Raw genomic sequence first — 24,727 nt, forward strand, 5'->3', positions numbered from 1 at the left:
CGTGCGGCGCACGACCGCACGAATCTCCCCGACTGCACCACGCGGTCCCACACTCCGATAGTGACGATGGTCATCTTCCGCTCGGCCAATGGCCTGCCTATCGTCCGCCCCGTCACCGGAACCAGCCACGGGACCGACGCTGTCTCGGGCATATGGAGTGAGAGACATGAGCATTTTTGGAGGCATCATGGGTGCAATCTTCGGCCACGGCGCCCAGGCCAAAGCACCTGATGGCAAGACGCCTGATGGCAAGACACCTGAGACGACGACGGCTGCGCCCGGCGCCGCACCGGCAACAACGTCGACCGCCGCGTCCGCTGCGCCCGGCGCGCCCGCCGCACAGACCGTCGACGTCGCTGCGATCGTCGACAAGGCGGCGGCAGCCACCGGCGAGAAGCTCGACTGGCGCACGTCGATTGTCGACCTGATGAAGGCGCTCGGCCTCGACTCGAGCCTTACGGCGCGCAAGGAGCTCGCCAAGGAGCTGCACTACACCGGCGATACCAACAACACCGCCACCATGAATGTCTGGCTGCATCAGCAGGTGATGGTCAAGCTCGCCGCCAATGGCGGCAAGCTGCCGGCCGACATCAAGACCTGACGTTTCGTATCGGGCCGTGCGCGCGTTCTCGCCCGCACGGCTCCGAACCATGTGTATTGCGTGAGGAGCAGTGGCGATGACCTCATCTCATCTTGCCATCCTGAACAGGTGGCGCACTAGCGTCACCGCCGCATCGCTCGGCGCGGGGCTCGGGCTCGCAGCGCTGGCGCTGGGCATCACCATCGCCATCGCCCGCGCGGATAACTCCGGCGACGAGCAGCATCCGGCGAATGCAAATGTGCAGCGCGCCGCGCAGCTTCCGCCGCCGGCGCGGGTCATCTTGCCTGCACCATGGGAGCAGGCGACGCCCGCTCAGCCGGTCGCGGCGCCGGCGAAGTCGGAAGTTCGCAAATAATCTTCGCGTCTTTGCGGCGGCCGGCGATCCCGTCGTCGAGCCGGGCCATACCCTTCTTGAATCAGGAGATCACATGCTGAAGGAATTCAAGGAATTCGCCATGAAGGGCAACGTCGTCGATCTCGCCGTCGGCGTGATCATCGGCGCGGCGTTCGGGGCGATCGTGACGTCGATGGTGGCCGACATCATCATGCCGATCATCGGCGCGATCAGCGGCGGCGTCGACTTTTCCAACCATTTCACCGCGTTGTCGAAGTCGGTGACGGCAACCAATTTGGCAGATGCCAAGAAGCAGGGGGCGGTGCTGGCCTGGGGCAACTTCCTGACGCTGACGCTCAACTTCCTGATCGTCGCCGTTGTGCTGTTCATCGTTGTCCGTCTCATGAACCAGCTCAAGCGTGAAGCGCCCGCCGCGCCGGCCGAGCCGCCGAAGCCGACCCGGGACCAGGAGCTGCTCACCGAGATTCGCGATCTTCTCAAGTCGCGTGCGTAGCGGTCGCCACTTGTATCCCGCGTACTGCCCAGCTCTGGAGCCTCACGATGCCAGAACAGGTCAAGCTGCCCCGAAAGTTATCGCAAGAGCCCGGTGGTCCGTCCAGGCTGCGGCCGAGCCACCGGCGGGTGATCGAGGAACTCGACCGCTGGGCCAACAGCCCCGGCCTGCAGCCGCCGAGTGACGCAGACGAGCGGGACGACGACAAGCGCTAGGGGCATGATCCGGAAAAGTGCGAAGCCGTTTTCCGAAAAGATCATGACCAAACAAAGAGCTCACGTAGGTCAGGTGCCGTATCCGGTCAGTTGAACGGCACCCGCGCCCTGGCCGAGAACGTCCAGGTCTGCGCTGTGCCGCCGAGCCCGCCATACTCGGCGCCGAGACCGAGCATGACGCCACCCGCGACCCTGGCGTTCAGCCCGCCGGTGACGCGCGCCGACCAGCCCTCCAGCACCAGCGTCGGGTTGACCGGGATGCCGTTCACGGCCAGCGCCGGGGCGTCATCCCGGCTGAAGTAATAGTCGCTGTAGACGCCGAGATAGGGCGTGACCACCGCCGCGTCGGTCGTCGCCGGCGGCTCCCACAGCGTGTAGAGGCGCGCGGACGGCTCGATCAGCAAGCTGCTTATCCTATAGCTGCCGGTCAGCCCGGTCGCCCGTTCTCACCGCGCGCACGCAATGGGGCGATTGACAACGGTTATCGCCGGAGGGCGAGGTCAGAGCCGACGTGCGGTGGCGATCAGCGCGGTCGAGGGAATCGCAAAACTGTCGCCGACCCGTCCGCGCTCGATCTCGGCGCGGAAGGCGCGTGCGACGGTGGCGCTCTGGTCGGCATCGAGGCCGCTCCAATGCGGCATGAATTCGAACAGTTTGTCGACGTCACCGGGATTGCCGACATTGAATTTGAAGTCGTGGGTGATCTCGGCGATGGCGGGATCGGAGAAGCCGGCAGCGATGACCTCAGCCGCGAAGCGGCTGGGGTCGGCGAGCTCGGCGAGGCCCGTGCAGGGCATCGGTGTGACGTTGTCGGGATAGAGCCGCCGGATGATCTGTGCGAGCAGCAGATGCACGGCCGCACCATCGGCGCTTTTCCAGACCGCGATCGCAGCCGATCCACCTCGCCGCGTCACCCGCGCCATCTCGCGCAGTCCGGCGCGCCAATCCGGAAACAGCATCACGCCGAACACCGACACCGCCGCATCGAAGGAGGCATCCGGCAGATCGAGCGCCTGGCCGTCCATCTGCCGTGCTTCGATATTCGGTTGGCCATGCGCGCGGACCCGCGCCACCATGCCGGCGGAGAAATCGATCGCGGTGACCGCAGCGCCAATGCGGGCAGCGGCGAGCGCCGCGGCGCCCGTGCCGGTCGCGACGTCGATCACCCTGGATGACGGGCCAATCGGCAGTGTCGCGACCGCGGCGTCGGCGAACAGCGTCGTGAACGGCTGCGATTGCGCCTCATAGGCGGCGACCATCTTGTCCCAATGCGCGGGATCATTGTACGGCAGCGGCTTCGCCGGCTCACTTGACTGCATGAATCTGGTCCTCGAGGCTTTGCTTGTGCTTGGCGAGCCGGCGCTTGAAATCTCTCGCCAGCGCGTCGAGCGTCACCGCGCCGAGCCGCTTCAGGAACAGCGCTTCGACCTGGCGGAAGGTGTCGCCGAGCGCATCGTTGACGGCCTGCTCGACCAGGCAGCCGGGATTTTCCGAGCGGTGGCCCATCGCAACGATCGTGGGTTCGCCGACCGCGCGATAGATTGCCGCAAGCGTGATCTCGGTGGGATCGCGCGCCAGCGTCCAGCCGCCGCCACGGCCCTTCTCGGAGCGGACCAGGCCTTGCTCGCGCAGGCCCGCCATCACCCTGCGCACCACCACCGGGTTGGTGGCCATCGCTCTTGCAAGCTGCTCCGACGTCACCGCCTCGCCCGCTCCGATCATGTGGAGCAGGCCGTGCAGGACGCTGGACAAACGGCTATCGCGTATCATGTAACTTTATATGTTACATGATCGGGCGAACGTCAAGAGGGACCATGCGCCGTGAGAAACGATGCGCCGATTCGAACTTCGCGTGCCGGATTTGGCGGAGCCGTTCGTTTAATCCCCATCGGGGTCTTTGGGGGGCTGTATCGTGGGCAGTGTGGCGGTCGATCGGATGTTGCAGGATGCGGTGGCGCATTATGGCGCGGGCCGTACGACGGAGGCCGGCACCTTGTGCGGCGACATTCTCTCCGCCGATCCCGATCATATTCCGGCACTGCATCTGTCCGCCGTGATCGCCTTCGTGACCGATCGCGCCGCCGAAGGCGCGGTGCTGCTGAACCGGGTGTTCAGCCTCGATCCGCATCATGGACCGGCCTTCGCCACGCTCGGCGATGCGCTTGCGGTGAAAGGCGAGCATGAAGGCGCGGTGGCGGCGTTCCAGCGTGGCGTGGCGCTGCGGCCGCAGGATGCCGGCCTGCAGGTCAAGCTCGGCGTCGCGTTGTGCGATCTGTTGCGCTTCGACGAAGCCGAGACGGTGTTTCGCCGCGCGATCGCGCTCGATGGCGGCCTGACGCGCGCGCGCTTCAACCTCGCCGTTGCGCTGGGAGCGCAACAGCGGCCGGTCGAGGCCGAGCAGGCCTATCGCGAGGTGATCGCGCGCGATCCGGCCTATCGCGGCGTCTGGCTCAACCTCGGCAACGCGTTGACCGATCAGAAAAAGCTCGACGCCGCCGTCACGGCCTATCGCCGCGGGCTTGCCGCCGAGCCCGATCATCCGGGGCTGCATAGCGGCCTTGGCGCGGCGCTCTACCGCCAGGGCCGGCTGGAGGACGCAGTCGTGCATTATCGCCGCGCGATCGCGCTCGATCCCGACAATCTCGTGCCGCAGCGCCTGCTGGCCATGGTGCTGCACGAGCTCGGCGAGCGCGAGGAGGCCGTTCGGATCTACCGGCAGGTCTCGGCCCGCGACCCGTCCGACCACGTCATCCTCAACAATCTCGGCGCCGGCCTGTTCGAACTCGGACAGGTCGACGACGCCATCGCCTGCGCCGAGCTCGCGCTGGCGTTGAAGCCGGACTACGCCGCCGCGCACACCAATCTCGGGATCATCTTCGAGGCGCAGAATCTGGTCGAGGCGGCGGTCGCGGCGCATCGGCGCGCCATCGAGCTCGATCCGCTCTATGCCAAGGGCTACGCCAACCTTGCGGTCGCGCTGCGCAATGCCGGCGAGATCGATGCTGCGCTGGTGGCCTCGCGCCGCGCCATCACGCTCGATCCCACGCAGCCGCTCGCGCATTACAACCACGCCCATTTCCTCCTGATGAACGGCGAGTTCGAGGAGGGGTTCGAAGAGTATCAGTGGCGGCGCAAATCCAAGATGCTCAGCGACGGCGATCCGGTGTTCGACGAGCCGGAATGGCAGGGCGAGCCGCTGGCGGGACGCACGCTGCTGTTGTTTGCCGAATACGGCCTCGGCGATGCCATCAATTTCGTCCGCTATGTGCCGATGCTGGCCGGCACGGGCGACCGGATCATCCTGCAGGTGCAGCCGGCGCTGGTCGCGTTGCTGCGGCCGATGCTGCCCGATGTCGCGATATTCGCCCGCGGCGAGCCGCTGCCGCCGTTCGACCTGCAACTGCCGCTGCTGAGCCTGCCGCGGATCTTCCGCACCACCGTCGAGACCATTCCATCGGCGGTATCCTATCTGCGGGCCGATGCCACCAAGCTCGCGCGTTGGCGCGAGGCGCTCAGCAGCGTCTCCGCGCTGAAGGTCGGCATGGTCTGGGCCGGCAATGCCAGGCACAAGGGCGACCGCCAGCGCTCGCTGCCGGCCGATGCCGTGCTGCCGCGGCTAGTGACGCCTGGCGTGCAGCTCTACAGCCTGCAGAAGGAGCCGAGGCCCGACGATGCGCCGGTGCTGCGGCGTCTTGGTAATGACGTGGTCGACCTCGCGCCGACGCTCGGCGATTTTGCCGACACCGCGGCGGCGGTCTGCGCGCTCGACCTCGTGATCGCCGTCGACACCTCGGTGGCGCATCTCGCCGGCGCGCTCGGCCGCCCGGTCTGGATGTTGTGTCCCTATGCGCTCGACTGGCGCTGGCTGCGCGATCGGGCCGACACGCCCTGGTATCCGACCATGCGGCTGTTCCGTCAGGACAGGCCGCAGGCCTGGGAAAACGTACTGGCGCGGATGTCGGACGAGCTTGCCCGGCTCGCCGGCGGCGAGCGGGAGCTGCTGCTGCCGGCGTCTTTGACGCGCTGACCTGGTATCACCCCGCGCTCATTCCCTGCGCGCCGCCGAGCAGCTTGACGTTGAGCCGGCCGCCGTCGAACAACATCTCGTTCAGTGCACCGTCGATGTCTTCGGTGGTGACATCCTGGCCGCCGCCGCGGGCGATGCTGGCCTGGGCGATACGGCGCATCAGCTCCTTGATGAAGGCAGCGCTGACGCCTTCGGTACGTTGCACCGCTGCCTCGATGACGGGCGGCTCCAGCGGCAGGCCGCGGCCATAGAGCCGGATCAGCTTGCCGCGCCCCGGCTCGTCGGGCAACGGCACCTCGATCGCCTGATCGATGCGGCCGGGCCGGCCGGCGAGCGCGCCCTCCAGTTCTTCGGGCCGGTTGGTGGTCAGCACGAACAGGATATCGCAATCCTCCTTCAGGCCGTCCATCTCGTTGAGCAGCTTGTTGAGCAGGGATTCCTCGCACGGTCCGCCCATGTCCTCGCGGTCGCGCGCGATCAGATCGACGTCCTCGATCACGACCATGGTCGGCTGCAGCAGCCGCGCCAGGCTCATATAGGCGCCGAGCAGACCGACCTGCTCGGCGGTGATGATCAGCGTGGTGTGGTTTGGCAGGTTGGTGGCGAGATAGCGGATGGTGTGGGTCTTGCCGGTGCCGGGCGGCCCGTACAGCAGGATGCCCTTGCGGGTCGACTGCCCGAGCTTGCGCAGCCGGTCGCGGCTTTCGACGAAATCGAGCACGTTGCGGTCGAGCAGCCGCAGCGTCCGGTCCGGCAGGATCACGTCGTCGCGCGCGACCGTCGGCAGCCGATGCACGGTCAAGCCTTGCGAACGTCCGCGATAATTGGCGCCATCCTCCAGCGACAGGATCTTGCCGCGATAGGAGCGTGCCGCGTGCACGGCAGTTTCCAGCTCAGCGAACGTGCGCTGCACGAAAGCGTTGCCGGCCGCACCGGCGGGCAACGCAAGCTCGATCCGCAGCGACGGCTCGTGATTATATTCGCGATAGAATGTCAGCAGCACAGCGTAGCGCAGTTCACCGGTTCGACACAGCCATAGTCCATTGGCAAGGCACTTCACCGGCTCGGCCTCGCCGATATCGACGTCGCGATATTGTGGCGGCGCGATCGCTGGTGCATGCCGGCCGGCCTTCATCAGCGCCGCGAAGTCGAGCGTCTCGTAGCGATATTCTTCATGGATGCCGAAAAAGTGGATTGGATCGGTGAACAGCTTGTCGATTGCGACCTGAACGTCGGCGCGCATGTGGCCCGGAAACTGTCGCGCCCGTGTCACGATCAGGTTGCGCGGCACGCCGGCGAAATGCCAGTCGAGCGCGACGTAAGCGGATCGAAACGTCTCGCCCGGCAGTTCTTCCGAGCTGCGGCGTGCCGCGAGCAGGCAATCGCTGCACAGCGATGCGGTCGTCGTACCGGGGATCAAAATCTCCGTCACGGCCCTTGGCGCTTCGCAGAGATCGCAGGGGCGGCTGGCGTCGGCGGATTCGGTGCTGATCATCAACGGCTGGCCGTTGGAGCGGATCAGCCACTTCGCCGAGTTGAAGATGGCCCGTGCGACCGGCCCCGGATATGGCCCGCAGGGAACAGCGCCGTTGGCCTCGATCAAGGCAGCGCAGGCAACGGCTTCCTGCTCGGATTTCCCGAACACCGTACGCAATAAATCCTGCACGAATTCCAGCGGGGTCTCATCGTCGTCATGAATGAAGAGCCGGACCGGACCATCGTCGCTTAACACGTCGTGCATGATCACCTCGAAACGCAATCGGAACCAAAAGAACAAAATAAGAACATCATGGCCACCGGCCTTCGTCAAGCGAAAGATTCTCCCGCCTCATCTCTGACGTGTGGCGTGATCGGCCGGCTCGGCTCAGCGGGGAGCGCATTGCGTGCGTAAATGCCGCTCAACACCTGTGACGTTTGCGTTGCGGCAAATGCCAAAACATGGCCGCCACAGCGGCAAACTTCCGACACATCATCGGGGCGAAAAGGAGCATCCGACATGGCGCGAGCGCGTGAGCTGATTCCTTTCAGGATGAGCCGTCGCGCAATGACTTTTCATAAGAGGGCCCTCGTGTCGCACACATTTCGTTTTGCGATCCTTCTCGTCCTCGCTTTGTTCGTTTCTCCCGCGCTGGCTCAGCCGGGCGCCAAGCCGGCGCCGCCGCAACCCGGTACCAGTGACAATCTGACGCCGGAGCAGGCGAAGCGCGCGCTCGAGACGCTGCAGGACGACAAGAAGCGCGGCGAGATCATCAACACGCTGCGCGCCATCGCCAATGCCTCGCCGCAGGCTGCTGCCCAGCCGGCGGCCGCGGAGCCAGCGCCCGAGCAGCATTCGCCGATCCCGCTCACCGCTGACAGCCTCGGCGCACAGCTTTTGCTGATGGTGTCCGAGCAGGTCGGCGAGATGTCGCGCGAGGTCGCCGACGTCGCGCGCACGCTGACGCATTTTCCCGCGTTCTATTACTGGTTCGTGCGCACCGCGAACGATCCGGCGGCCTATGGCCTCCTGATCGACATCGCCTGGAAGTTGGCGCTGGTGTTCGGCTGCGCGCTCGTGGCCGAATGGGTGGTGTTCCGCCTGATCAAGCGGCCGGTCGCGTTCCTCGAGGCGCGGCTGCCGCAGACCGCGCGTATGCCGGTGCAGACGCTCGCGAGCGTCGACCCGCCGTCGTCGGTCGCCGACGTCACGCCGGAACCGGAGTTGCATCGGCGCCGGCTCAGCCTGGCACGGGCCTGGCAGTCGCTGGTCCGGCTGCCCTTCGTGCTCGGCCGCCTGCTGCTCGAATTATTGCCGGTGGTGGTATTCGGCGGCACCGCGACCGCGCTGCTCGGCACCGAGATCGGCGATCAGTCGACCACGCGGCTGGTGATCCTCGCCGTCGTCAACGCCTATGTGTTCTCGCGTGTCCTGATCTGCGCGGTGCGCGCGCTGGCAGGGCCGTTCGGCCTGTTCCGGGTCCGTGCCGAGACCGCGGCCTATATCGAGATCTGGGCAAGGCGCATCGTCGCCGTCGGCGTCTCCGGCATCGCCTTTGCCAACGTCGCGCTGCTGCTTGGCCTGCATCGCGCCGGTTATGCCGCGCTGATCCGGCTGGTGATGCTGGTGGTGCACCTCTTCATCGTCGTCATCATCCTGCAATGCCGCCGCCAGGTCGCCGATGTCATCCGCGCGCCGGCCGATCGCACCGGGCTTGCGGCGCGGACGCGCAACCGCCTCGCGGCGCTCTGGCATGTGCTGGCGATCGCGCTCGACCTCGCCCTGTGGGCGGTGTGGGCGCTCAATATCCGCAACGGCTATTCGCTGCTGCTGCAATATTTCGTCGGCACCATCGCGGTGCTGCTGGTCACCCGTCTCGTCACCATGGTGGTGCTGAGCCTGATCGATCGCGGCTTCCGCATCAGCCCCGAGTTGATCCAGCGCTTCCCGGGGCTGGAGATGCGCGCCAACCGCTATCTGCCGCTGCTGCGCAAGGTGGTCACGGCGGTGATCGCCCTGATCGGATTCGTCGCGCTGCTCGAAGTGTGGGGCGTCGATGCCATCGTCTGGTTCTACGGCGGGCAGATCGGCTCGCGTCTGATCTCGGCGCTGGTGACGATCGGCATCGCCGCGCTCGCGGCGGCCGTGATCTGGGAGGTCGCCAACGCACTGATGGACCGGCAGATCGACACGCTGTCGCGCGAGGGGCATTACGCCCGCGCCGCCCGCCTGCGCACCTTCCAGCCGATGCTGCGCACCGCGCTGTTCTGCATGATCGTCGCGGTGGTCGGGCTGACGGCGTTGAGCGAGATCGGCGTCAATGTCGCGCCGCTGCTCGCCGGCGCCGGCATCGTCGGCATCGCGATCGGCTTCGGCTCGCAGAAGCTGGTGCAGGACCTGATCACCGGGCTGTTCCTCCTGATCGAGAACACCGTGCAGGTCGGCGACACCGTCACGGTGTCGGGGCTGTCAGGCGTGGTCGAGAACGTCTCGATCCGCACCATGCGGCTGCGGGCCGGCGACGGCTCGGTGCATGTCGTGCCGTTCAGCGCGGTCACCACCATCACCAATGCCAGCCGCGGCGCCGGCAATGCCGCGGTCAGCGTCAACGTCTCCTACAAGGAGGACACCGACCGCGCCGGCGAGGTGCTGAAGGACATCGTCGCGCAGATGCGCCAGGAGACGGCGTATCGCGCGCTGATCCGCGGCGATCTCGAATTGTGGGGCGTCGACAAGGTCGACGGCTCCGTCGTCACCATCGTCGGCCAGATCCGTTGCACCGACGGCGGCCGCTGGTCGGTGCAGCGCGAGTTCAACCGCCGCATGAAGCGGCGCTTCCAGGAGGAAGGCATCGAGATCGCCTCGATGGGCCAGACCATCCTGATGCAGCTCCCGCCGCCGTCCGAGCCCGATAGCAACAACGCGATGCCGCGCCGCGCGGCGGGCTGATCTGACACGCTAGCTGCGCGTCTCATCGTTGCGACACGTCTCGCGACGGTGAGACGGTCGCAGCGCTACTGAGCCGGGCGTACGGCCGCAGCCGGCCGAAATCCGGCCGTTCCCGTCCATTCCCTGCGATTTCCTCTCTGGCACAGTGCTTGCTGATTGTCGCCTGAATGCGCGGCAAGACGCATTGCATGACTGAACCCAACGCGAAGGAAGGAACGCACATGGAGCTTGGCTACTTCACCATGCCCTCGCACCCGCCGGAGTGCGGATTGAAGGAGGGCCACGACTGGGACCTGCAAACGCTGCGCTGGCTCGACGAGCTCGGCTATCAGGAAGCCTGGATCGGCGAGCATCACACCGCGCCGTGGGAGCCGCACCCGTCGCCTGATCTCTTGGTGGCGCAGGCGCTGCTGCAGACCAAGAATCTGCGCATCGGGCCCGGCGGCTTCCTGCTGCCGTATCATCACCCGGCCGAACTCGCCAACCGCGTCGCGATGCTGGACCATCTTTCGAACGGGCGGCTCAATTTCGGCGTCGCGGCTTCGGGGCTGCCGAGCGACTGGGCGATGTTCAACGTCGACGGCATGTCCGGCCAGAACCGCGACATGACCCGCGAGGCGCTCGAGATCATCCTGAAGATGTGGTCGGAGCCGGGGCCGTGGACCCACAAGGGCAAGTTCTGGACGGTGTCGAAGCCGGACACGATGTTCGATTTCCTCAAACCCCACATCAAGCCGTTGCAGGGCCCGCATCCGCCGATCGGCGTTGCGGGGCTATCGAAGAACTCCGACACGCTCAAGCTCGCCGGGGAGCGCGGCTTCATCCCGATGAGCCTCAACCTCAACCCGGCCTATGTCGGCAGCCACTGGGAGTCGGTGGAAGCCGGCGCCGCCAAGACCGGCCGCAAGCCGAGCCGCAAGGACTGGCGGCTGGTGCGCGAGGTGTTCGTGGCCGATACCGATGAGGAGGCCTGGAAGCTCTCGACCGGCGACATGATGGGCCGGATGATGAGCGAGTACTTCCTGCCGCTGCTCGGTCATTTCGGCTTCAAGGATTATCTGAAACACGCGCCCGATGTGCCCGACAGTGACGTCACCGTCGAATATTGCGCGCGCCGGAATTGGATCGTCGGTTCGCCCGCGACGGTCACCGAGAAGATCGAGAAGATCTACCGGGAGGTCGGTGGCTTCGGCGTCCTCTGCGTATTCGGCTTCGACTACAAGCATAAGCCCGAGGCCTGGCACAACTCGTTGCGGCTGCTGAAGCAGGAGGTGATGCCGCGGCTCAAGCATCTCGGCGCCGAGTTCGAGAAGGCCGCATGACAGCTGCGCGGGGTGCGGGGCTTGCCTCGCCCCCCGCGTCGCATATGTTAAACCAAGTGTTTTTGACGAGGTTTGCGGCATGACGGTCGACGCACAGAGTTTCAAGCAGGCGATGCGCCATTGCGCCGGCGCGGTCGCGCTGGTGACGGTCGGTCGCGAGCCGGGGCAGCGGACAGGCCTCACCGTGACCTCGGCCTGCTCGCTGTCGGATAACCCGCCCTCGGTCCTGGTCTGCGTGAATCGTAATGCCAGCGCACATGAGCGCATCCGCGCCGAGCGGCATTTCGTCATCAACTTCCTGAACGAGGACCACGCGCTGCTGGCGCTGACCTTCTCCGGCCAGAAGGGCGTCAATGGCGATGATCGTTTTGCGTTCGGACGCTGGACCACCGGCGCGACCGGCGCTCCGGTGCTGGAGGATGCCGTCGCGGCGTTCGACTGCGTGCTGAGCCAGGAGCTCGAAACCAAGACCCATTCGATCTTCATCGGCGAGGTCCAGCATGTCCGCGCTGTGACCACGGTCGATCCGCTGATCTATCTCCGCTCGGGCTTCCAGAGCGTGCGCAACATCCACGATCCGATCACGCTCGGCGACGTCGATGCGCGCCGCGTCAGCTGGAACGAGTTTTCGTAGAGCCGCGACAGTCTCTACATCTATTTGAGCCACACCAGCAGCGGGACGGGCGCGCGGCCCTCGCAGGACAGCGTGCCCTCGTAGTTGCGTGTCTTGCGGGCGCTGTAGGTGCAGGGCGCGCCGTCCAGCACCAGCTCGGCCGTCACCTGCGCATCCGCCCCCGAGATTTGCAGCTTGATCTCGCCGGCGCGTTCCTCCGGCCCGTCCTGCGTGCAGATTCCGACATGCTTCATCTTCAGCGGTCCGGAGAATTGCTTGCGCGCGTCCGGTCCGCTTTCGGTGAGATGCCCGGTCAGCTCCCATTCGCCGAGCACGCCGGCCTGGCCGAGGATCTCCATCGCACCGAGCGGCGGCGCGTGGCAGAGGCACAGCGCAACAGCGCCGAGCAGCGCCGCGCCACCGTTGCGCCATGTCATCAGCAGCATCACAGCTTGCTTCCGGTTGTCTGCCGCAATTCGATCAGCTCCGGCCGCGATACATCGGAATCCGCGGTGAGCCGAGCGATCTGCACTGCGCAATCCTGGGTCTTGGCCTGATCGCCGGCCGCCTTGGCACTCTTCATCATCCCCATATAGGCCGCCAGCCGGTTGGGCTCCTTCTTGAGCACGGCCTCATAGGCGGCAAGCGCATCGGCGGCCTTGCCGCGTTCGAGCAGCATCGCGGCGTAGAGCTCGCGCGCCGGCGCCAGCGGTCCCGGGGTGACCGGATGCTTCTCGGTCTTGTCTTCAGCGTCCGCGGCGGCGTTCATCGCGCCGAGCGCCTCATCATATTTGGCTTCGGCGTACAGCATCCAGGCACTCGCGATCTGCTGCTGGATGTCGACGATGTTGGACCAGTAGGCATCCTTTGCGTCTTTCAGCTTGTCGCGCAGCTCGACGAGCCTGGCGATATCGGGCTTGGCGGACGCCGGATCACCGGAGCGCGCGGCGCCGACCGCACGGGCGAAGTAGGTGATGGCATCGGCATAGGCGTATTTGGTCGGATGCACGTCAAGCGCGGCAGCGCCCTTCCAGTCGCCGCGCTCGAACACGTAGCGGGCCTGGCTTGCCGCCACCGCGAAGGGGCCGGCGAACCGGTCCTGCTTGAACTGGAGCTGGCCGAGCTCATCGACCGCCGCCCGCGCCTCCTTGTCCTGCCCGAGCTGCAGATAGGCATAGACCAGGTAGTCCATCGCGTGCGCCTGGTCCTGCTGTTCGCCGTCTGCCTTGGCGATGCGCGCGGATTCCTTGTTGGAGGCGATCGATTCCTTCCAGTAGCCGACGCGCGTGAAGATGTGCGACGGCATGTGCTGGGCATGCGGCGCGTGTTCGGCGATCTTGGCATAGCGCATCGCCGCGGGGAGGCCCTTCTCCGCCAGCGCCGGATAATCGTAGAGATGGATCAGATAATGGGCGATGCCCGGGTGCTCCGGCTGGCGCTGGAAGATCGGTTCCAGCAACGCCGCGCCTTTCAGCTGATTGGCATAGCTCTTATCGGATGGCGACGCCGCGACGTTGAGCGTGATGGCATAGGCGATCTGCGCCTCGTCATCGTCGGCATAATGCGTCGCGACCTGCTCTTCGGCCGCGAGGAAGCGCTGCACCCGGATGCGGTGGTCGACCTTGTCATAGTCGACATACATCGCCGCGATCGCATCGATGTATTCACGTTCGCGCGGCGTGCCGGCATTCAACGCCTGGCCTTTCTTGGCGGCTTCGAGGCCGAGCGGAAGGTTCTCGGGCGGCGGCGGCCCGTGCGGATTGTAGAGATAGCTGAGCGCGATCCCCCAATAAGCGATGGCGCATTGCGGGTCGGCCTCGAGCACCTCCTCGAAGGTGCGGCGCGATGCGCTGTACCAGAACGAATGCTGATACAGCATGCCGCGATCGAACAACTCCTGTGCCTCAGGCTTGCAGGACGTCGCAAAATGGACTTTGCCCAATCGTTGTTCAGTCGAATCCGAGGCGGCAGGCTGCGAAATGGTCGCGGCAACCAGGCCAACGACCACAGCGAGGGGAAACCGTGTCATAGGACCCGCTCCGTGGCGTCGAAAGCGAAAGCCGCACGATATCACTTTTCCTGCACGGCCGAAACACGACAGACATTCTTACGGAGTACCCATGTTCGCGGCGCGGAACCGTTTCTCGACCGAAATATTTCGTCTAGCGGTCCAGCCCGATCTTCAACGCCTTGATCTTCCGGTACAAGGTCGCGCGGCTGAGCTTGAGGGCCTTTGCAGCGTCGTTCACCCGGCCGCCATTGGCACGCAACGCCTCGACGATCGCGGCGCGCTCGGCCGCAGTCTGATCGGCCGTCACGCTGTGCGCGGCGAACGGCGGCAGATCGAGATCGGCCTCGGTGATGAGGCCGCCCTCGGCGGTCGCGCCGGCGAGCCGCAGCACATGACGAAGCTGGCGCATGTTGCCGGGGAACGGGTAGGCCATCAGCTGCGCCCAGGCCTCGGTTGAGATGCGGCAATGCGGCGCTTCCTCGTCGGCGATCTGCGCGATGACATCCTTACGGTCGGCGCGTTCGCGCAGCGCCGGCAGGCGGATCTCCATGCCGCGCAGCCGGTAATACAGGTCGGAGCGGAAGCTGCCGTCCTCGGCCATCCGCGCCAGGTCGCGGTGCGTGGCGCTGATCAGGCGGATGTCGACCGGTACAGGCTTCAATGCGCCGAGTGGCCAGACCTCGCGATTTTCCAGCACGCGCAGCAGCCTTGTCTGCAACGAAAGCGGCATGTCGCCGATCTCGTCGAGGAACAGCGTGCCGCCGCTCGCCTGCACGATCAGGCCCTTCGATCCCTCGCGCCGGGCGCCGGTGAAGGCGCCGGCCTCGTAGCCGAACAGCTCGGCGTCGATCAGGCTTTCCGGCATCGCCGCGCAGTTCAGCGCGACATAGTTGCGGGCCGCGCGGTTGCTTGCGGCATGGATCGCACGCGCGAACACGTCCTTGCCGGCGCCGGTCTCGCCATGCAGCAGGATCGGCAGATCGAGATTGCCGACCGTCTTCAGCCGCTTCACGCCCTTGATCAGCACGGGATCGCGGCCCGCCAGCCGATGCAGGCCGGAAAACTGTCCAGGCGGTTGTTCGCGCGGCGGTGCCGGCAACGGACGCGCTGATCGCGCGCGCACCGGCGGCGCCAAATGGCCGCGGCCCCATGGCGTGCCGTCGGCCCGGCGCAGCGTGACCAGCTCGTCGGCGGCCCGCGTCGCGCGATCGTCGAGTTGAATGAGATGCGACAGGTCGATGCCGTCGTCGATCATCGCATCCGTCAGGCCGAACACGCCGCGCGCGGTGCGGCAGGCGCCGACCACGCGGCGATCGTCGTCATAGGCGAGCATGCCGTGTCCGTCACCGGGCAAGGTCGCGATCCAGGAGGCGCGGTAGCGGCGGCGGAAGAACGACTGCTCGATCCGCCGCGTCGCCTCCGTGGTGACGGCGAGCGCCAGTTCATGCGCGCTGCGGCCGAGATCGCTGCGGCAGGAGGAGATGTTGACGGCACCGGCCAGTCGCCCGGCATAGTCGAACAGCGGCGACACCGCGCAGGTGAACATGTGCCACTGCTCGCGGAAATGCTCGTCGCCATGCACGATGATCGGCCGCTGCTCGGCGAGCGCGGTGCCGAGCCCGTTGGTGCCCTCGAAAGTTTCGGCGAAGTTCGAGCCGGTGTAGATCTTCCACTCCAGGAACATCCGCTCGTAGTCGCCGCCGGGCAGCCGGCTCACCAGCATGGTGGCATTGGGATCGGCGAGGTTGACGCAGTAGCCGCTGTCGTGGAGCACGCGGGCAAGATCCTCGATCTCCGGGATCGCGACCTGAATCAGGTCTTCCATCGGCTCGGCGATGTGCCGGACCTCGGCCTCGGTCAGGGTCTGCGGCGGCCCACGGCGGGCCGGATCGAGGTTGTGATTGACCACGCAGCGCCGCCACGACGCGGCAATCCGCGCCTCGGTGTCGACGCCGGCCAGCTGATGGGCCGCCGATAAAACACGGGCGACGTGATTTGAGGCCGATAGATTGGCCATCCAGAGGTCTCCACCCTGTATTTTCGGCGAAGTCTGGCAGCCCATGGCCGAATGTCAATTGGCCCGCGGGGTCGCGGGGAGGGGACCTTTGGAGGGAGGCAGCTCCTTCCGTCATTCCGGGGCTCGCGGAGCGAGAGCCCGGAATCCATTCATCCTCAGAATCCGCGGCCCGATGGATTCCGGGCTCGTGCTTCGCACGTCCCGGAATGACGAGGCTAACGGTGTTCGGCCGGCCTACTTCGCCCCTACTTCACCTCACCGGCGGTGAGCAACACAAACGAACGCCCGCCCGCCTTGTAGGTGCTTTCGAACGCGAACTGCGCGCCTGGCCGCTCGTCCGGCGCGTTGGTGTCGAGCAGCAGCGACCAGTGCGGGCCGGCCGATGTCACCGGCAGCTTGAAGTCGACCTCGCCCTCATAGCTGTTGAGGATCACAAGCACGGTGTCGTCCTCGCCCTCGCGCGCGATCGCGGTCTTGCGGGCGCGGCCGTCGAGCACGACGCCGAAACATTTGATCCAGCCGGTGGTCCAATCGGACTGCGTCATCTCGACGCCCGAGGTCGAGATCCAGACCACGTCGCGGATCGATAGCTGCGGATCGCGATCGCCGGACAGGAAGCGGCTGCGGCGCAGGATCGGATAGTCGCGCCTGAGCTTGATCATGCGCTTGGTGAAGGCGAGCAACTTCTCGGCATCGTCGGACAGATTCCAGTCGAACCAGGAGATGTCGTTGTCCTGGCAATAGGCGTTGTTGTTGCCGCGCTGGGTGCGGCCGAACTCGTCGCCGCCGAGCAGCATCGGCGTGCCCTGCGAGGCGAGCAGCGTCGCCAGCATGTTGCGCTTCTGGCGTTCGCGTAAAACGCGGATCTCGGGATTGTCGGTCGGGCCCTCGGCACCGCAATTCCAGGAATGGTTATCCGACGAGCCGTCATTGTTGTTCTCGCCGTTGGCCTCGTTGTGCTTAAAATTGTAGCTCGCCCAGTCGTTCAGCGTGAAGCCGTCATGGGCGGTAATGAAGTTGACGCTGGCCCAGGTGCGGCGGCCCTCGCGGTTGAACACGTCGTGCGAGCCGAGCAGCCGCGGCGCCAGGCTGCCCGGCGCCGCCTCGCCGCGCCAGAAATCGCGCACCGTGTTGCGATACTTGTCGTTCCACTCCGCCCATCCCGGCGGAAAGCCGCCGACCTGGTAGCCGCCGGGGCCGCAATCCCAGGGCTCGGCGATCAGCTTGACGGTCGCGAGCAGCGGGTCCTGATTCATCGCCTTCAGGAAGCCGGACTGCTCGTCGAAGCCGTAGACTTCGCGCGCCAGGATGGTGCCGAGGTCGAAGCGGAAACCGTCGACATGCATGTGGCCGGCCCAGTAGCGCAGGCTGTCCATCACCAGCTGGATCACCCGCGGATGCGACAGGTTCACCGTGTTGCCGGTGCCGGTGTCGTTGATGTAGTAGCGGCGCTTGTCGGGCAGCAGGCGATAATAGCTCGCATTGTCGATGCCCTTGAACGACAGAGTCGGACCGCGTTCATTGCCTTCGGCGGTGTGGTTGTAGACGACATCGAGAATCACCTCGAGCCCTGCGCCATGCAGCCGCGCCACCATCTCCTTGAATTCGCGCAGGCTGTTGGCGACGTCGGCGGCATAGCGCGGATCCGGCGCGAAGAAGCCGATCGTGTTGTAGCCCCAGTAATTGGTGAGGTGCTTCTCCAGCAGATTGCTGTCGTTGACGAAGGAATGCACCGGCAACAGCTCGACCGAGGTGATGCCGAGCGCCTTCAGGTAGTCGATCGCCGCGTTCGAGCCGAAGCCCGCGTAAGTGCCGCGCAGGTGCTCGTCGATGCCGGGGTGTTGTTTGGTAAAGCCCTTGACGTGGGTCTCGTAGACGATGGTCTCGTCCCAATGGGCTTCCTGCCGTTGCGGCTCCTGCGCCCAGTCGAAATTGGGATCGCACACCACGCATTTCGGCATGAACGGCGCGCTGTCGCGCTCGTCGAACGTCAGGTCGTCGCCGGTCTCCATCTTGTAGCCGAACAGCGCCGGATCCCAGGTGAGGTGGCCTGCATGGGCGCGGGCATAGGGATCGAGCAGCAGCTTGTTCGGATTGAAGCGGTGGCCGCCGTCCGGCTGGTAGGGACCGTAGACGCGATAGCCGTAGAACGTGGCGGGCTGCACGCCATTGATGAAGCCGTGAAACACCTGATCGGTATATTCCGGCAGCTCGAAACGGTGCGTCTCGCGCTCGCCGTCGAACAGGCAGACCTCGACCTTGGTGGCGTTGGCGGAAAACACCGCAAAATTGGTGCCGTGGCCGCTCCAATGAGCGCCCAGCGGATAGGGCAGCCCTTCCTCGATCACATAGTCGGACATCGGTCCCCCAAGCCTGGAATTGGCAAATCAACCAGCAACAAACGCCGCCGCACGGAAAACGTTGCATAGGGTCAATTTAACGGCACGGGTTCATGTTCGTATGACACTGATCTCTCCATCGTCATTCCGGGGCTCGCGAAGCGAGAGCCCGGAATCCATTCCACCTCTTGTTATGCGGCCCAATGGATTCCGGGTTCGTGCTTCGCACGCCCCGGAATGACGAGGAGAAAATGTGCAAACCATCCTCGGCTGAGCAGGAGCGCCTCTAGTTCTCCGTCAGCATCGCAAACCGCCGTCGGTCGATCCGCTCGCGCGCCGATTGTCCCGCGGCCGCGCAAAGATCGGGCGCATAGAGCTGGCAGTTTCCGCGTGCTTCGATTGCCTTGTCGATCAGATCCAGCAGCCGCACAGGCGCGATATCGGGCGGTGCGGCAATGCGGCCGGTGACGACGTGCTTCTCCATCGTCGCGTGATCGGCGTGATCGATGTCGGGCTTGCGCCAGCAATTGGCGCACATGATCTTGAAGCTCTCGGAATGCGAATAGACGACGGCGTCCCCGTCCAATTCCTCGCTGATGCCGGCCAATTGCCGCGCCGTCTCCTGGGTGCCCGCGAAATCGAAGAACTGGTAGTTCCGGCGCAGCAGCGTTGCCAGGTGGGGGAAGACCGGGATCTGCTCGTCACCATAGGTGTGATGCGTGATCGGCGCGCCGTCGATCAGGATGACATCGCCATAGTCGACGCCGAGGTCGCCGTACAGCACGCTGCGGATGATGCCGTGGCACGGACTGAGCCGTTCGATCCATATCGTTTCCTCCTCGCCGGGATCGTCGAAGTCCGCGGTCCGCTCGGCAAGCGGCCGCTCGGCGAGCCTCACCTTGCAGGCCGGATATCCGCCTTCCGGCAATCCGAACCGTCCAGGCTCGATTTTGTGGCCCATCCGCTTCCAGACGTCCAAGGCGGTCCCGGTAACTGCCGACGCAGTCGCTCAACCTTCTCATCATCCTGAGGCAAGTATATTGTCTGCATGGCTTGGACATAGAGCCGCTGCTCGCTCAACCCGGTTTGGCGCGCAATATCAGATACACAAGAATGTTCGAGAGAAAATAAAATTGGCTCGAAGAGAGGCGTTAACACACCTTCCGGATCAATCTCGGATAGTTCTTTGCGCATCTCATCGCGTCCGCGGGTGGACCATATAGTAGGTAGAATTCTCTCTACATCAGATAGGAAGCCAGCTTTGCGTTTGGCGAAGTAATGCATGGCCTGTTTGTGACCAGGCGTGCCTTGCACGCTCTTCTTAATCTCGGCGTAATCAATAAGACGGAAGAATCGTTGATCAATGGAGAATGCCTCTACAGCATCAGATAGGACTGCGCGGTAGTTAGCGATTTGTTCCAATGAAACCGTGTCAAAACAGGGGTAGCGCCCAGCATCACGACATGCAAGGATTCGCACTGGTACGATTGGGGCGTCTTTAAACGCGAACCAACTACGTATTGGAATGGACGATGCCGCAAGCTCGACCAGTAGACGAACAAAAGTGGGCTTATCGTTTACTTGAAGCCTCGGAGGATTGGCTGCGCCCTTCCTTAGGAGCTTTCGAGTCGCCGCGCATTCCGTTGGGTTTTTGATGCGCTTCTCACATTCCTGTATAGCTGCTTCAAAAAGATGCTTTATGCCGCATTTCTCGTCCGTCGCAGTGGGTTGAGCGCATTCTCGGGCGCCATCTCCGACCCGTTTGGCAACGTCTTCGATCAGCGTGGCCATTTTTTTCTGCGCGACGTGGCACGCACGTGACAAACTGTAGAGCGATATCAGCGTATAAAACTCGCCCATGTCGGGAAGCGTTCCACGATTCTTCAAAGGCGTAGATGTGCGAAATGGGAGGAGCAGGATCGCGAACTCGACCTCGCCACTTTGTTTAATTGCATGAGAGATTTGGCAGGATCGCTCATATCGGCCCGCCTCACTGATGAAGCCTTTTCGGATTGATTTTTCGGTCATGACTTCGCAAATCAGCGCCGCGGGGCCAATCTCTCCCAGGCGGTCGTTCCGCAGGACGCGATTCACTGCCTTTGACGAAAGATTGGTTACCAGTCGGTCTCCGAAATCTTGCAATGACCTTATTATTGAGCGCTCGAACATCTTGGCATCAATCTTGAGAGATTCAGCATTAGAGTCGCCCCTACGGGCGAGGGCGTCAATTCGCGTCAAGCGCTCAAACGTGCTGCCAAGCGCATCAGTATTGTATTCGATTTTCCGGGACATCCTGGCGTCTGTACCTAGTGGAGCTTCTTCCATACTCTGTCGTCATCATTGCCAATCTGAAAACCCAGCGCGATATCTTCGCCTTTATTTAGGATTCCACAATCGAACAAGGCTCCGTTCCGCCCTGGGCTCCCCCGATCGAGATGGAGTTAAAAGGCGCCCAAGCCCGTATCTACGATGCAGCGACCGGACACCAATAGAGAACAGTCGCTACTGAAATGACCTCAGATCCCATCTCGGCGGCGCTCCAATAGTGAGAGCCCGCGTGTTAGATAAGTTGCCGCCGATCCGTTCCGGGACTTCGCAACACGATACCAGATCTCCTCCCTGGCTGGTAAAAACTGGAGCTTCCCTTGAGCGTTGCGCGCAAGTCGCAAGCTTCCCGTCGCGCTTAGCCTGTTCCAGAGCCCTGCGCTCCATCTTCGGTTCGTTCCATCGGACGCCTGTAATTCTGCCTCGGCGAAAGGACTCGAAGGCGACTCGGAAGGTCAGAGCAGGACCCGCGGCGGCCCGCGGCTCCAATTCTGGTGCGGTCGACCATCGCTGAAGAGTTTCGAGCTGCTCCAGTCCGACAAGCGCGAGAACGTCACTGTCCTTCAAAATTGAGATGTCGCGAATGCAACGCCCCCAAGTTGGGTGTCTAAGTCTTGTGATTCCAGCCAGCGGCTGATTGCGTCTAATGGAGACTTGGCCTCAGCACTCCTTCTCGCAGTCGTGGTTGGAGTCCTCGCGGCTGGCACAAGGGGGTGAATGCGATTTGGCCCCGAGAACGCTCCGTTGGTCAACTACAAGAACCTGCAGGTGACGGAACCGACTTGATCCAGGATGTCGTCCGACTAGTCGTGCGAATCCTAAGTTCGCCAGTTATGACCGCCCTGCGTGGGTGATCGCTCATGAGCGATAACCTGCGCGCGTAGTCGCGCCGGCCACGGTCGCTGGATAGAGCGCCACCACGGGATCGCGCAAATGGCGGTGCCATCTGCGACTGCGCAGCCGATCTTCTCGATAATCGGCGCCATTGCCGTCAGCATCACAGCGTTCGTCCGCTTCACGGCGATGACAACGCCGGAGTCAACCGAAGCAGGGCAGGGCGTGTGGCTGACAGCCCCCAAAGGGGCGGTCGTAGGGCCAGATTAGGGGCTAGGCTTCGCGATATGCGTCTCACGCCACGGCTGCGGTGGGGCTGATGAGCACGGTGAAGCTCGGATCGCACGCAAAGGTCCATCTTGATGCGCCCGTCGGTGCAATGGCAGGCGCCACGGCGAAACTCGGCACAACGCGGCCAACAAGTCCGGGACGACGGGCGCCTTGGCGAGCAGTCATTGTGGTGACCATTTCCGTCCTTCTCGAATAGAGAGTTTCACTCGCCGTGGAATCTCTCGCCGGTAGCCGAAGGCATCGCGACCGTCGCCATGTTCCCCTTGATGTTTGCTTTTTCGCACCGAACGGCCTCTCCGATCGGTGGATCTGGCCGAAGGGCGGCTAAAGCCTCGACCGCCTATGGCGCAATGGCGCCGATCGACTTTCTTCCCTTGCCGGCTGCGCCGTCATTCCTCGCGAAACAACAAAGTCGCCCGGCTGCCATCCTTCGCTGGCGCTTCGGCCCCTTCGGTGTGCGCCGTCGATCGCCTCCGGCCTGTCGATCACCATCGAGGCCGCAAGGTGCGGGCTCGGAAACCGAGATCAAGGAGAACTACCATGGCGACCATCGGCACCTTCAAGAAGACCGGCAACAACGAGCTCACCGGCGAGATCGTCACCCTCTCGCTCCAGGCCAGGAACGTCCGGATCGTCCCCGAAACCAACCGCTCCGGCGACAACGCACCGAGCCACCGCGTCTATGTCGGCCGAGTCGAGATCGGGGCCGGCTGGTCCAAGCGCTCCAACGAGGGCCGCGATTATCTGGGTCTCAAGCTCGACGATCCGAGCTTCACTGCTCCGATCTTCGCCAACCTCTTCGCCGACGAGGAAGGCGAGGGCTTCAGCCTGATCTGGTCCCGCCCCAGCCGTCGCAGCGGCGACTGACCCGAGCCACAATGCCTCGCCCGGCCTGGCCCGGGCGGGGCATTACCTTGCGCGGGAGCCGGCCGCGAACTTGCGGCAGCGTCGCACCACGACCATGCGAGCTTCGCAGGACGGACGCACCGATTCCCTCAAGGAGCTTTAGTCGCAAGTAACCGAGGGCGCGTCGTCGTGCTTGAGGTGTCGCTTTCGGACATTGTAACTCACCAGCCAGATGACGCCGACCGCGATTGGCACGAAGGCTGCGGTCAGGAACGAGGGCTCTACTCGCAGTCCGACATCATGCGCGCCCTTGGCAAGATAGCTAAACAGGCTGACCACATAATATCCTATCGCCCCGACCGACAATCCTTCGACCGTGCACTGCAGCCGAAGTTGCTGTCTCGCGCGCTCGTTGATGGCCTGCAACAGGTCACGGTTCTGTCGTTCGATTTCGACGTCGACCCGAGTTCGCAACAGATCGGCGGCACGCGCGAGCTTGACCGACAGAGTCGCCTGGCGATCCTCCACAGTCGCGCAGGTTCGCATCGCCGGCGCCATGCGGCGTGCCAGAAACGACGACCAGGTTGGATAGCCCGAGACATCGTTGCCTTCAATGATGGACAGTCGCGATTGGACCAGCTCGTTATAGGCCCTGCTGGCGCCGAAGCGAAACAGGCTGCCGGTCGCGCCTCTCTCGAAGGATGCGGCCAGCGCCGTCAGCTCGGCAAGCAGATGGTTGTTGAACTGCAGCCCCTCACCGCTTTGCATCTTCTCGAGCGCCTCAACAAGACGGCGGTCGATGCGATCAACAGATGGTGCAAGCTCAAGGGCCGCCGACAGGCCAAGCAGCGCCAATGGACGGTAGGTCTCGATTTCCAGGAGCCGTTGCACCAGCGCTCCGAGATCGTGCGACGTCAACCCGAGGTCGCTGACGAGGATTTTTGTGAAGCCTTTTTCGTCTACGCGGAAGTCTGAGGCGGCAACGCCTAAGCCGCTCTTTGTGGCAACCATGGCCAGGCTGTTCTTGTCAAAAATCTGTTCGGCCCGCTTGATCGGCGAGGTGTCCTGCTCCACTTCTAGCCTGATTGCGACCAGCAACTGTCCGGTCTGACGCAACGCGCGGATCAGCGATCGGACGGTACCCTCAACTTTGTCAAATTGGTCTGCGGCAGAACAATTCACGTTAGTCCAGATCCAGGTGAATGTTGTAAATTCCGAATGCTGCTCCCAGCGTAGCGTAGCGGGCCCGATGACAATCTGATGAAGTTTCGCCGATTGCTCAGGCGGCGGAAGATTGCGCTCGAGACAAAAATCGATAAAACGGCAACGATCGCTTGTGGCTGCCTCGCCCTGTGCAAGAAAAGCGAAGTGGATCACGCTGAGGGCGAAACAAGGCGCGTGAAAGGGCGCGCGTGCACTTCGCCGAGCACGGCGTCGCGTTGCGGATGTGGCGTGAAGGTTCGCAGATCCAGTTCATCGATCATGTATTGACGCCTCGCTTCAGAGCGAGCAAGCAGCCGTCAGCCTTAACGCGGTAGGCAATGGCGGTGCTGAAAAACGGTTTCGCCAGCAAGCCGTTTCGCGACCTTGGCCGTGGCGCGCGCACCTTCCGACGAATGCCCAGATTTACGTGGACATGGTTGTCTGTCTCCAAATCCCACCGACATCGCCCGCCACCGAAGGCTGCCGCGCGCAAGTGAAGATACGTCGGCCCTTTCTGAAAGCAGGTTTCCGGTGGCATGACCGATGCCGCGCGAGACCGTGGCAAGCAGGAGCGTCTTTCGTTCGCCCACCGTGGCGAAGGCAGGCGGCCTCCGGTGTGGCGACCGCATTATCGATTGACAGTTTGAGGCCCAAACGCGACTCCCATCTTGATGCCGCCCCAAAACTTCTTGGCGCGGAGAGGCGGTGCAGGATTTGGGCCAGCACTGTAGAAGGGACACGTCCACGTCTTTTTGGACGCAATGTGGCTTTCGAAAACAGTCGGAGACGGGTTTCAGACATGGAGCGCG

At 64.1% G+C, this 24,727-nt stretch carries 19 protein-coding genes and 1 pseudogene; 9 read left to right on the forward strand and 11 right to left on the reverse strand.

Annotated elements, in window-relative coordinates; translation table 11 throughout:
- Window positions 1-166 precede the first annotated feature (166 nt).
- The 4 genes from ACVMB0_RS10655 to ACVMB0_RS10670 all read left to right on the forward strand — a co-directional run bounded on the left by ACVMB0_RS10655 (window position 167) and on the right by ACVMB0_RS10670 (window position 1,664).
- Window positions 167-601: a DUF3597 domain-containing protein gene (locus ACVMB0_RS10655; protein WP_461346187.1), complete on the forward strand. Its 435-nt coding sequence runs from the start codon at window positions 167-169 to the stop codon at window positions 599-601.
- A gap of 76 nt (window positions 602-677) precedes the next feature.
- Window positions 678-956, forward strand: coding sequence for a hypothetical protein (locus tag ACVMB0_RS10660; protein WP_461346188.1), 279 nt, complete (start codon window positions 678-680; stop codon window positions 954-956).
- Between the two features lie 73 nt (window positions 957-1,029).
- Complete coding sequence (gene mscL / locus ACVMB0_RS10665; protein ID WP_456750849.1) at window positions 1,030-1,449, forward strand: large conductance mechanosensitive channel protein MscL; 420 nt, start codon at window positions 1,030-1,032, stop codon at window positions 1,447-1,449.
- A 47-nt stretch (window positions 1,450-1,496) separates the two neighbouring features.
- Window positions 1,497-1,664 (forward strand): hypothetical protein, encoded by a 168-nt coding sequence (locus ACVMB0_RS10670; protein WP_461346189.1) that lies wholly within the window; start codon window positions 1,497-1,499, stop codon window positions 1,662-1,664.
- A gap of 86 nt (window positions 1,665-1,750) precedes the next feature.
- Here the strand turns inward: ACVMB0_RS10670 and ACVMB0_RS10675 are convergent, their stop codons facing one another.
- The 3 genes from ACVMB0_RS10675 to ACVMB0_RS10685 form a co-directional block, all read right to left on the reverse strand.
- Window positions 1,751-2,068 (reverse strand): hypothetical protein, encoded by a 318-nt coding sequence (locus ACVMB0_RS10675; protein WP_461346190.1) that lies wholly within the window; start codon window positions 2,066-2,068, stop codon window positions 1,751-1,753.
- Window positions 2,069-2,164: 96 nt separating this feature from the next.
- Entirely contained in the window at window positions 2,165-2,983 is an 819-nt protein-coding gene (locus ACVMB0_RS10680) for a class I SAM-dependent methyltransferase (RefSeq protein ID WP_461346191.1), read from the reverse strand.
- Window positions 2,970-3,434 carry an Rrf2 family transcriptional regulator gene (locus tag ACVMB0_RS10685; protein WP_461346192.1) on the reverse strand — a complete coding sequence of 155 codons (465 nt, stop codon included), beginning with the start codon at window positions 3,432-3,434 and terminating at the stop codon, window positions 2,970-2,972. Before ACVMB0_RS10685 ends, ACVMB0_RS10680 begins: the two co-directional genes overlap by 14 nt.
- Before the next feature lie 166 nt (window positions 3,435-3,600).
- Here ACVMB0_RS10685 and ACVMB0_RS10690 point away from each other — a divergent pair, with 166 nt between their 5' ends.
- Entirely contained in the window at window positions 3,601-5,691 is a 2,091-nt protein-coding gene (locus tag ACVMB0_RS10690; RefSeq protein WP_461349628.1) for a tetratricopeptide repeat protein, read from the forward strand.
- A 7-nt stretch (window positions 5,692-5,698) separates the two neighbouring features.
- Here ACVMB0_RS10690 and ACVMB0_RS10695 read toward each other — a convergent pair whose 3' ends face one another.
- On the reverse strand, window positions 5,699-7,432 hold the full coding sequence (locus ACVMB0_RS10695) for an ATP-dependent Clp protease adaptor ClpS (protein ID WP_461346193.1): 1,734 nt from the start codon (window positions 7,430-7,432) through the stop codon (window positions 5,699-5,701).
- A gap of 327 nt (window positions 7,433-7,759) precedes the next feature.
- Here ACVMB0_RS10695 and ACVMB0_RS10700 point away from each other — a divergent pair, with 327 nt between their 5' ends.
- The 3 genes from ACVMB0_RS10700 to ACVMB0_RS10710 all read left to right on the forward strand — a co-directional run bounded on the left by ACVMB0_RS10700 (window position 7,760) and on the right by ACVMB0_RS10710 (window position 12,073).
- The gene (locus ACVMB0_RS10700; protein ID WP_461346194.1) at window positions 7,760-10,117 is read left to right on the forward strand and encodes a mechanosensitive ion channel family protein; all 2,358 of its coding nucleotides are present in this window, start codon (window positions 7,760-7,762) and stop codon (window positions 10,115-10,117) included.
- A gap of 221 nt (window positions 10,118-10,338) precedes the next feature.
- Window positions 10,339-11,439: an LLM class flavin-dependent oxidoreductase gene (locus ACVMB0_RS10705; RefSeq protein WP_461349629.1), complete on the forward strand. Its 1,101-nt coding sequence runs from the start codon at window positions 10,339-10,341 to the stop codon at window positions 11,437-11,439.
- 79 nt (window positions 11,440-11,518) lie between these two features.
- Window positions 11,519-12,073 carry a flavin reductase family protein gene (locus ACVMB0_RS10710; RefSeq protein WP_461346195.1) on the forward strand — a complete coding sequence of 185 codons (555 nt, stop codon included), beginning with the start codon at window positions 11,519-11,521 and terminating at the stop codon, window positions 12,071-12,073.
- Window positions 12,074-12,093: 20 nt separating this feature from the next.
- Here ACVMB0_RS10710 and ACVMB0_RS10715 read toward each other — a convergent pair whose 3' ends face one another.
- The 6 genes from ACVMB0_RS10715 to ACVMB0_RS10740 all read right to left on the reverse strand — a co-directional run bounded on the left by ACVMB0_RS10715 (window position 12,094) and on the right by ACVMB0_RS10740 (window position 20,711).
- On the reverse strand, window positions 12,094-12,498 hold the full coding sequence (locus ACVMB0_RS10715) for a hypothetical protein (RefSeq protein ID WP_461346196.1): 405 nt from the start codon (window positions 12,496-12,498) through the stop codon (window positions 12,094-12,096).
- Window positions 12,498-14,081, reverse strand: a complete 1,584-nt coding sequence (locus tag ACVMB0_RS10720; RefSeq protein ID WP_461346197.1) for a hypothetical protein — start codon at window positions 14,079-14,081, stop codon at window positions 12,498-12,500. The genes ACVMB0_RS10715 and ACVMB0_RS10720 overlap by 1 nt, the downstream gene beginning before the upstream one ends.
- Before the next feature lie 133 nt (window positions 14,082-14,214).
- Window positions 14,215-16,080, reverse strand: a complete 1,866-nt coding sequence (locus ACVMB0_RS10725; protein WP_461346198.1) for a sigma-54-dependent Fis family transcriptional regulator — start codon at window positions 16,078-16,080, stop codon at window positions 14,215-14,217.
- Window positions 16,081-16,325: 245 nt separating this feature from the next.
- The gene (gene glgX, locus ACVMB0_RS10730) at window positions 16,326-18,440 is read right to left on the reverse strand and encodes a glycogen debranching protein GlgX (RefSeq protein WP_461346199.1); all 2,115 of its coding nucleotides are present in this window, start codon (window positions 18,438-18,440) and stop codon (window positions 16,326-16,328) included.
- Window positions 18,441-18,705: 265 nt separating this feature from the next.
- The gene (locus ACVMB0_RS10735; RefSeq protein ID WP_461346200.1) at window positions 18,706-19,347 is read right to left on the reverse strand and encodes a hypothetical protein; all 642 of its coding nucleotides are present in this window, start codon (window positions 19,345-19,347) and stop codon (window positions 18,706-18,708) included.
- Entirely contained in the window at window positions 19,314-20,711 is a 1,398-nt protein-coding gene (locus ACVMB0_RS10740) for a hypothetical protein (RefSeq protein WP_461346201.1), read from the reverse strand. The genes ACVMB0_RS10735 and ACVMB0_RS10740 overlap by 34 nt, the downstream gene beginning before the upstream one ends.
- 1,698 nt (window positions 20,712-22,409) lie before the next feature.
- On the opposite strand from ACVMB0_RS10740, the gene ACVMB0_RS10745 reads away from it, so the two are divergent.
- On the forward strand, window positions 22,410-22,736 hold the full coding sequence (locus ACVMB0_RS10745; protein ID WP_461346202.1) for a DUF736 domain-containing protein: 327 nt from the start codon (window positions 22,410-22,412) through the stop codon (window positions 22,734-22,736).
- Between the two features lie 138 nt (window positions 22,737-22,874).
- On the opposite strand, the pseudogene ACVMB0_RS10750 reads toward ACVMB0_RS10745, so the two are convergent.
- Window positions 22,875-24,199 (reverse strand): annotated as a pseudogene (locus tag ACVMB0_RS10750) (DUF3422 family protein).
- Window positions 24,200-24,727: the final 528 nt, after the last annotated feature.

This window comes from Bradyrhizobium sp. USDA 4451 (assembly GCF_054822585.1).

Bases quoted from the DNA above. Each gene is read 5' to 3' on its own strand.
- ACVMB0_RS10695 (WP_461346193.1), bottom strand. From the start codon at position 7,432: ATGCACGACGTGTTAAGCGACGATGGTCCGGTCCGGCTCTTCATTCAT.
- ACVMB0_RS10680 (WP_461346191.1), bottom strand. From the start codon at position 2,983: ATGCAGTCAAGTGAGCCGGCGAAGCCGCTGCCGTACAATGATCCCGCG.
- ACVMB0_RS10725 (WP_461346198.1), bottom strand. From the start codon at position 16,080: ATGGCCAATCTATCGGCCTCAAATCACGTCGCCCGTGTTTTATCGGCG.
- ACVMB0_RS10685 (WP_461346192.1), bottom strand. From the start codon at position 3,434: ATGATACGCGATAGCCGTTTGTCCAGCGTCCTGCACGGCCTGCTCCAC.
- ACVMB0_RS10705 (WP_461349629.1), top strand. From the start codon at position 10,339: ATGGAGCTTGGCTACTTCACCATGCCCTCGCACCCGCCGGAGTGCGGA.
- ACVMB0_RS10655 (WP_461346187.1), top strand. From the start codon at position 167: ATGAGCATTTTTGGAGGCATCATGGGTGCAATCTTCGGCCACGGCGCC.
- ACVMB0_RS10660 (WP_461346188.1), top strand. From the start codon at position 678: ATGACCTCATCTCATCTTGCCATCCTGAACAGGTGGCGCACTAGCGTC.
- mscL (WP_456750849.1), top strand. From the start codon at position 1,030: ATGCTGAAGGAATTCAAGGAATTCGCCATGAAGGGCAACGTCGTCGAT.
- ACVMB0_RS10745 (WP_461346202.1), top strand. From the start codon at position 22,410: ATGGCGACCATCGGCACCTTCAAGAAGACCGGCAACAACGAGCTCACC.
- ACVMB0_RS10670 (WP_461346189.1), top strand. From the start codon at position 1,497: ATGCCAGAACAGGTCAAGCTGCCCCGAAAGTTATCGCAAGAGCCCGGT.
- glgX (WP_461346199.1), bottom strand. From the start codon at position 18,440: ATGTCCGACTATGTGATCGAGGAAGGGCTGCCCTATCCGCTGGGCGCT.
- ACVMB0_RS10710 (WP_461346195.1), top strand. From the start codon at position 11,519: ATGACGGTCGACGCACAGAGTTTCAAGCAGGCGATGCGCCATTGCGCC.
- ACVMB0_RS10715 (WP_461346196.1), bottom strand. From the start codon at position 12,498: ATGCTGCTGATGACATGGCGCAACGGTGGCGCGGCGCTGCTCGGCGCT.
- ACVMB0_RS10740 (WP_461346201.1), bottom strand. From the start codon at position 20,711: ATGTCCCGGAAAATCGAATACAATACTGATGCGCTTGGCAGCACGTTT.
- ACVMB0_RS10690 (WP_461349628.1), top strand. From the start codon at position 3,601: ATGTTGCAGGATGCGGTGGCGCATTATGGCGCGGGCCGTACGACGGAG.
- ACVMB0_RS10720 (WP_461346197.1), bottom strand. From the start codon at position 14,081: ATGACACGGTTTCCCCTCGCTGTGGTCGTTGGCCTGGTTGCCGCGACC.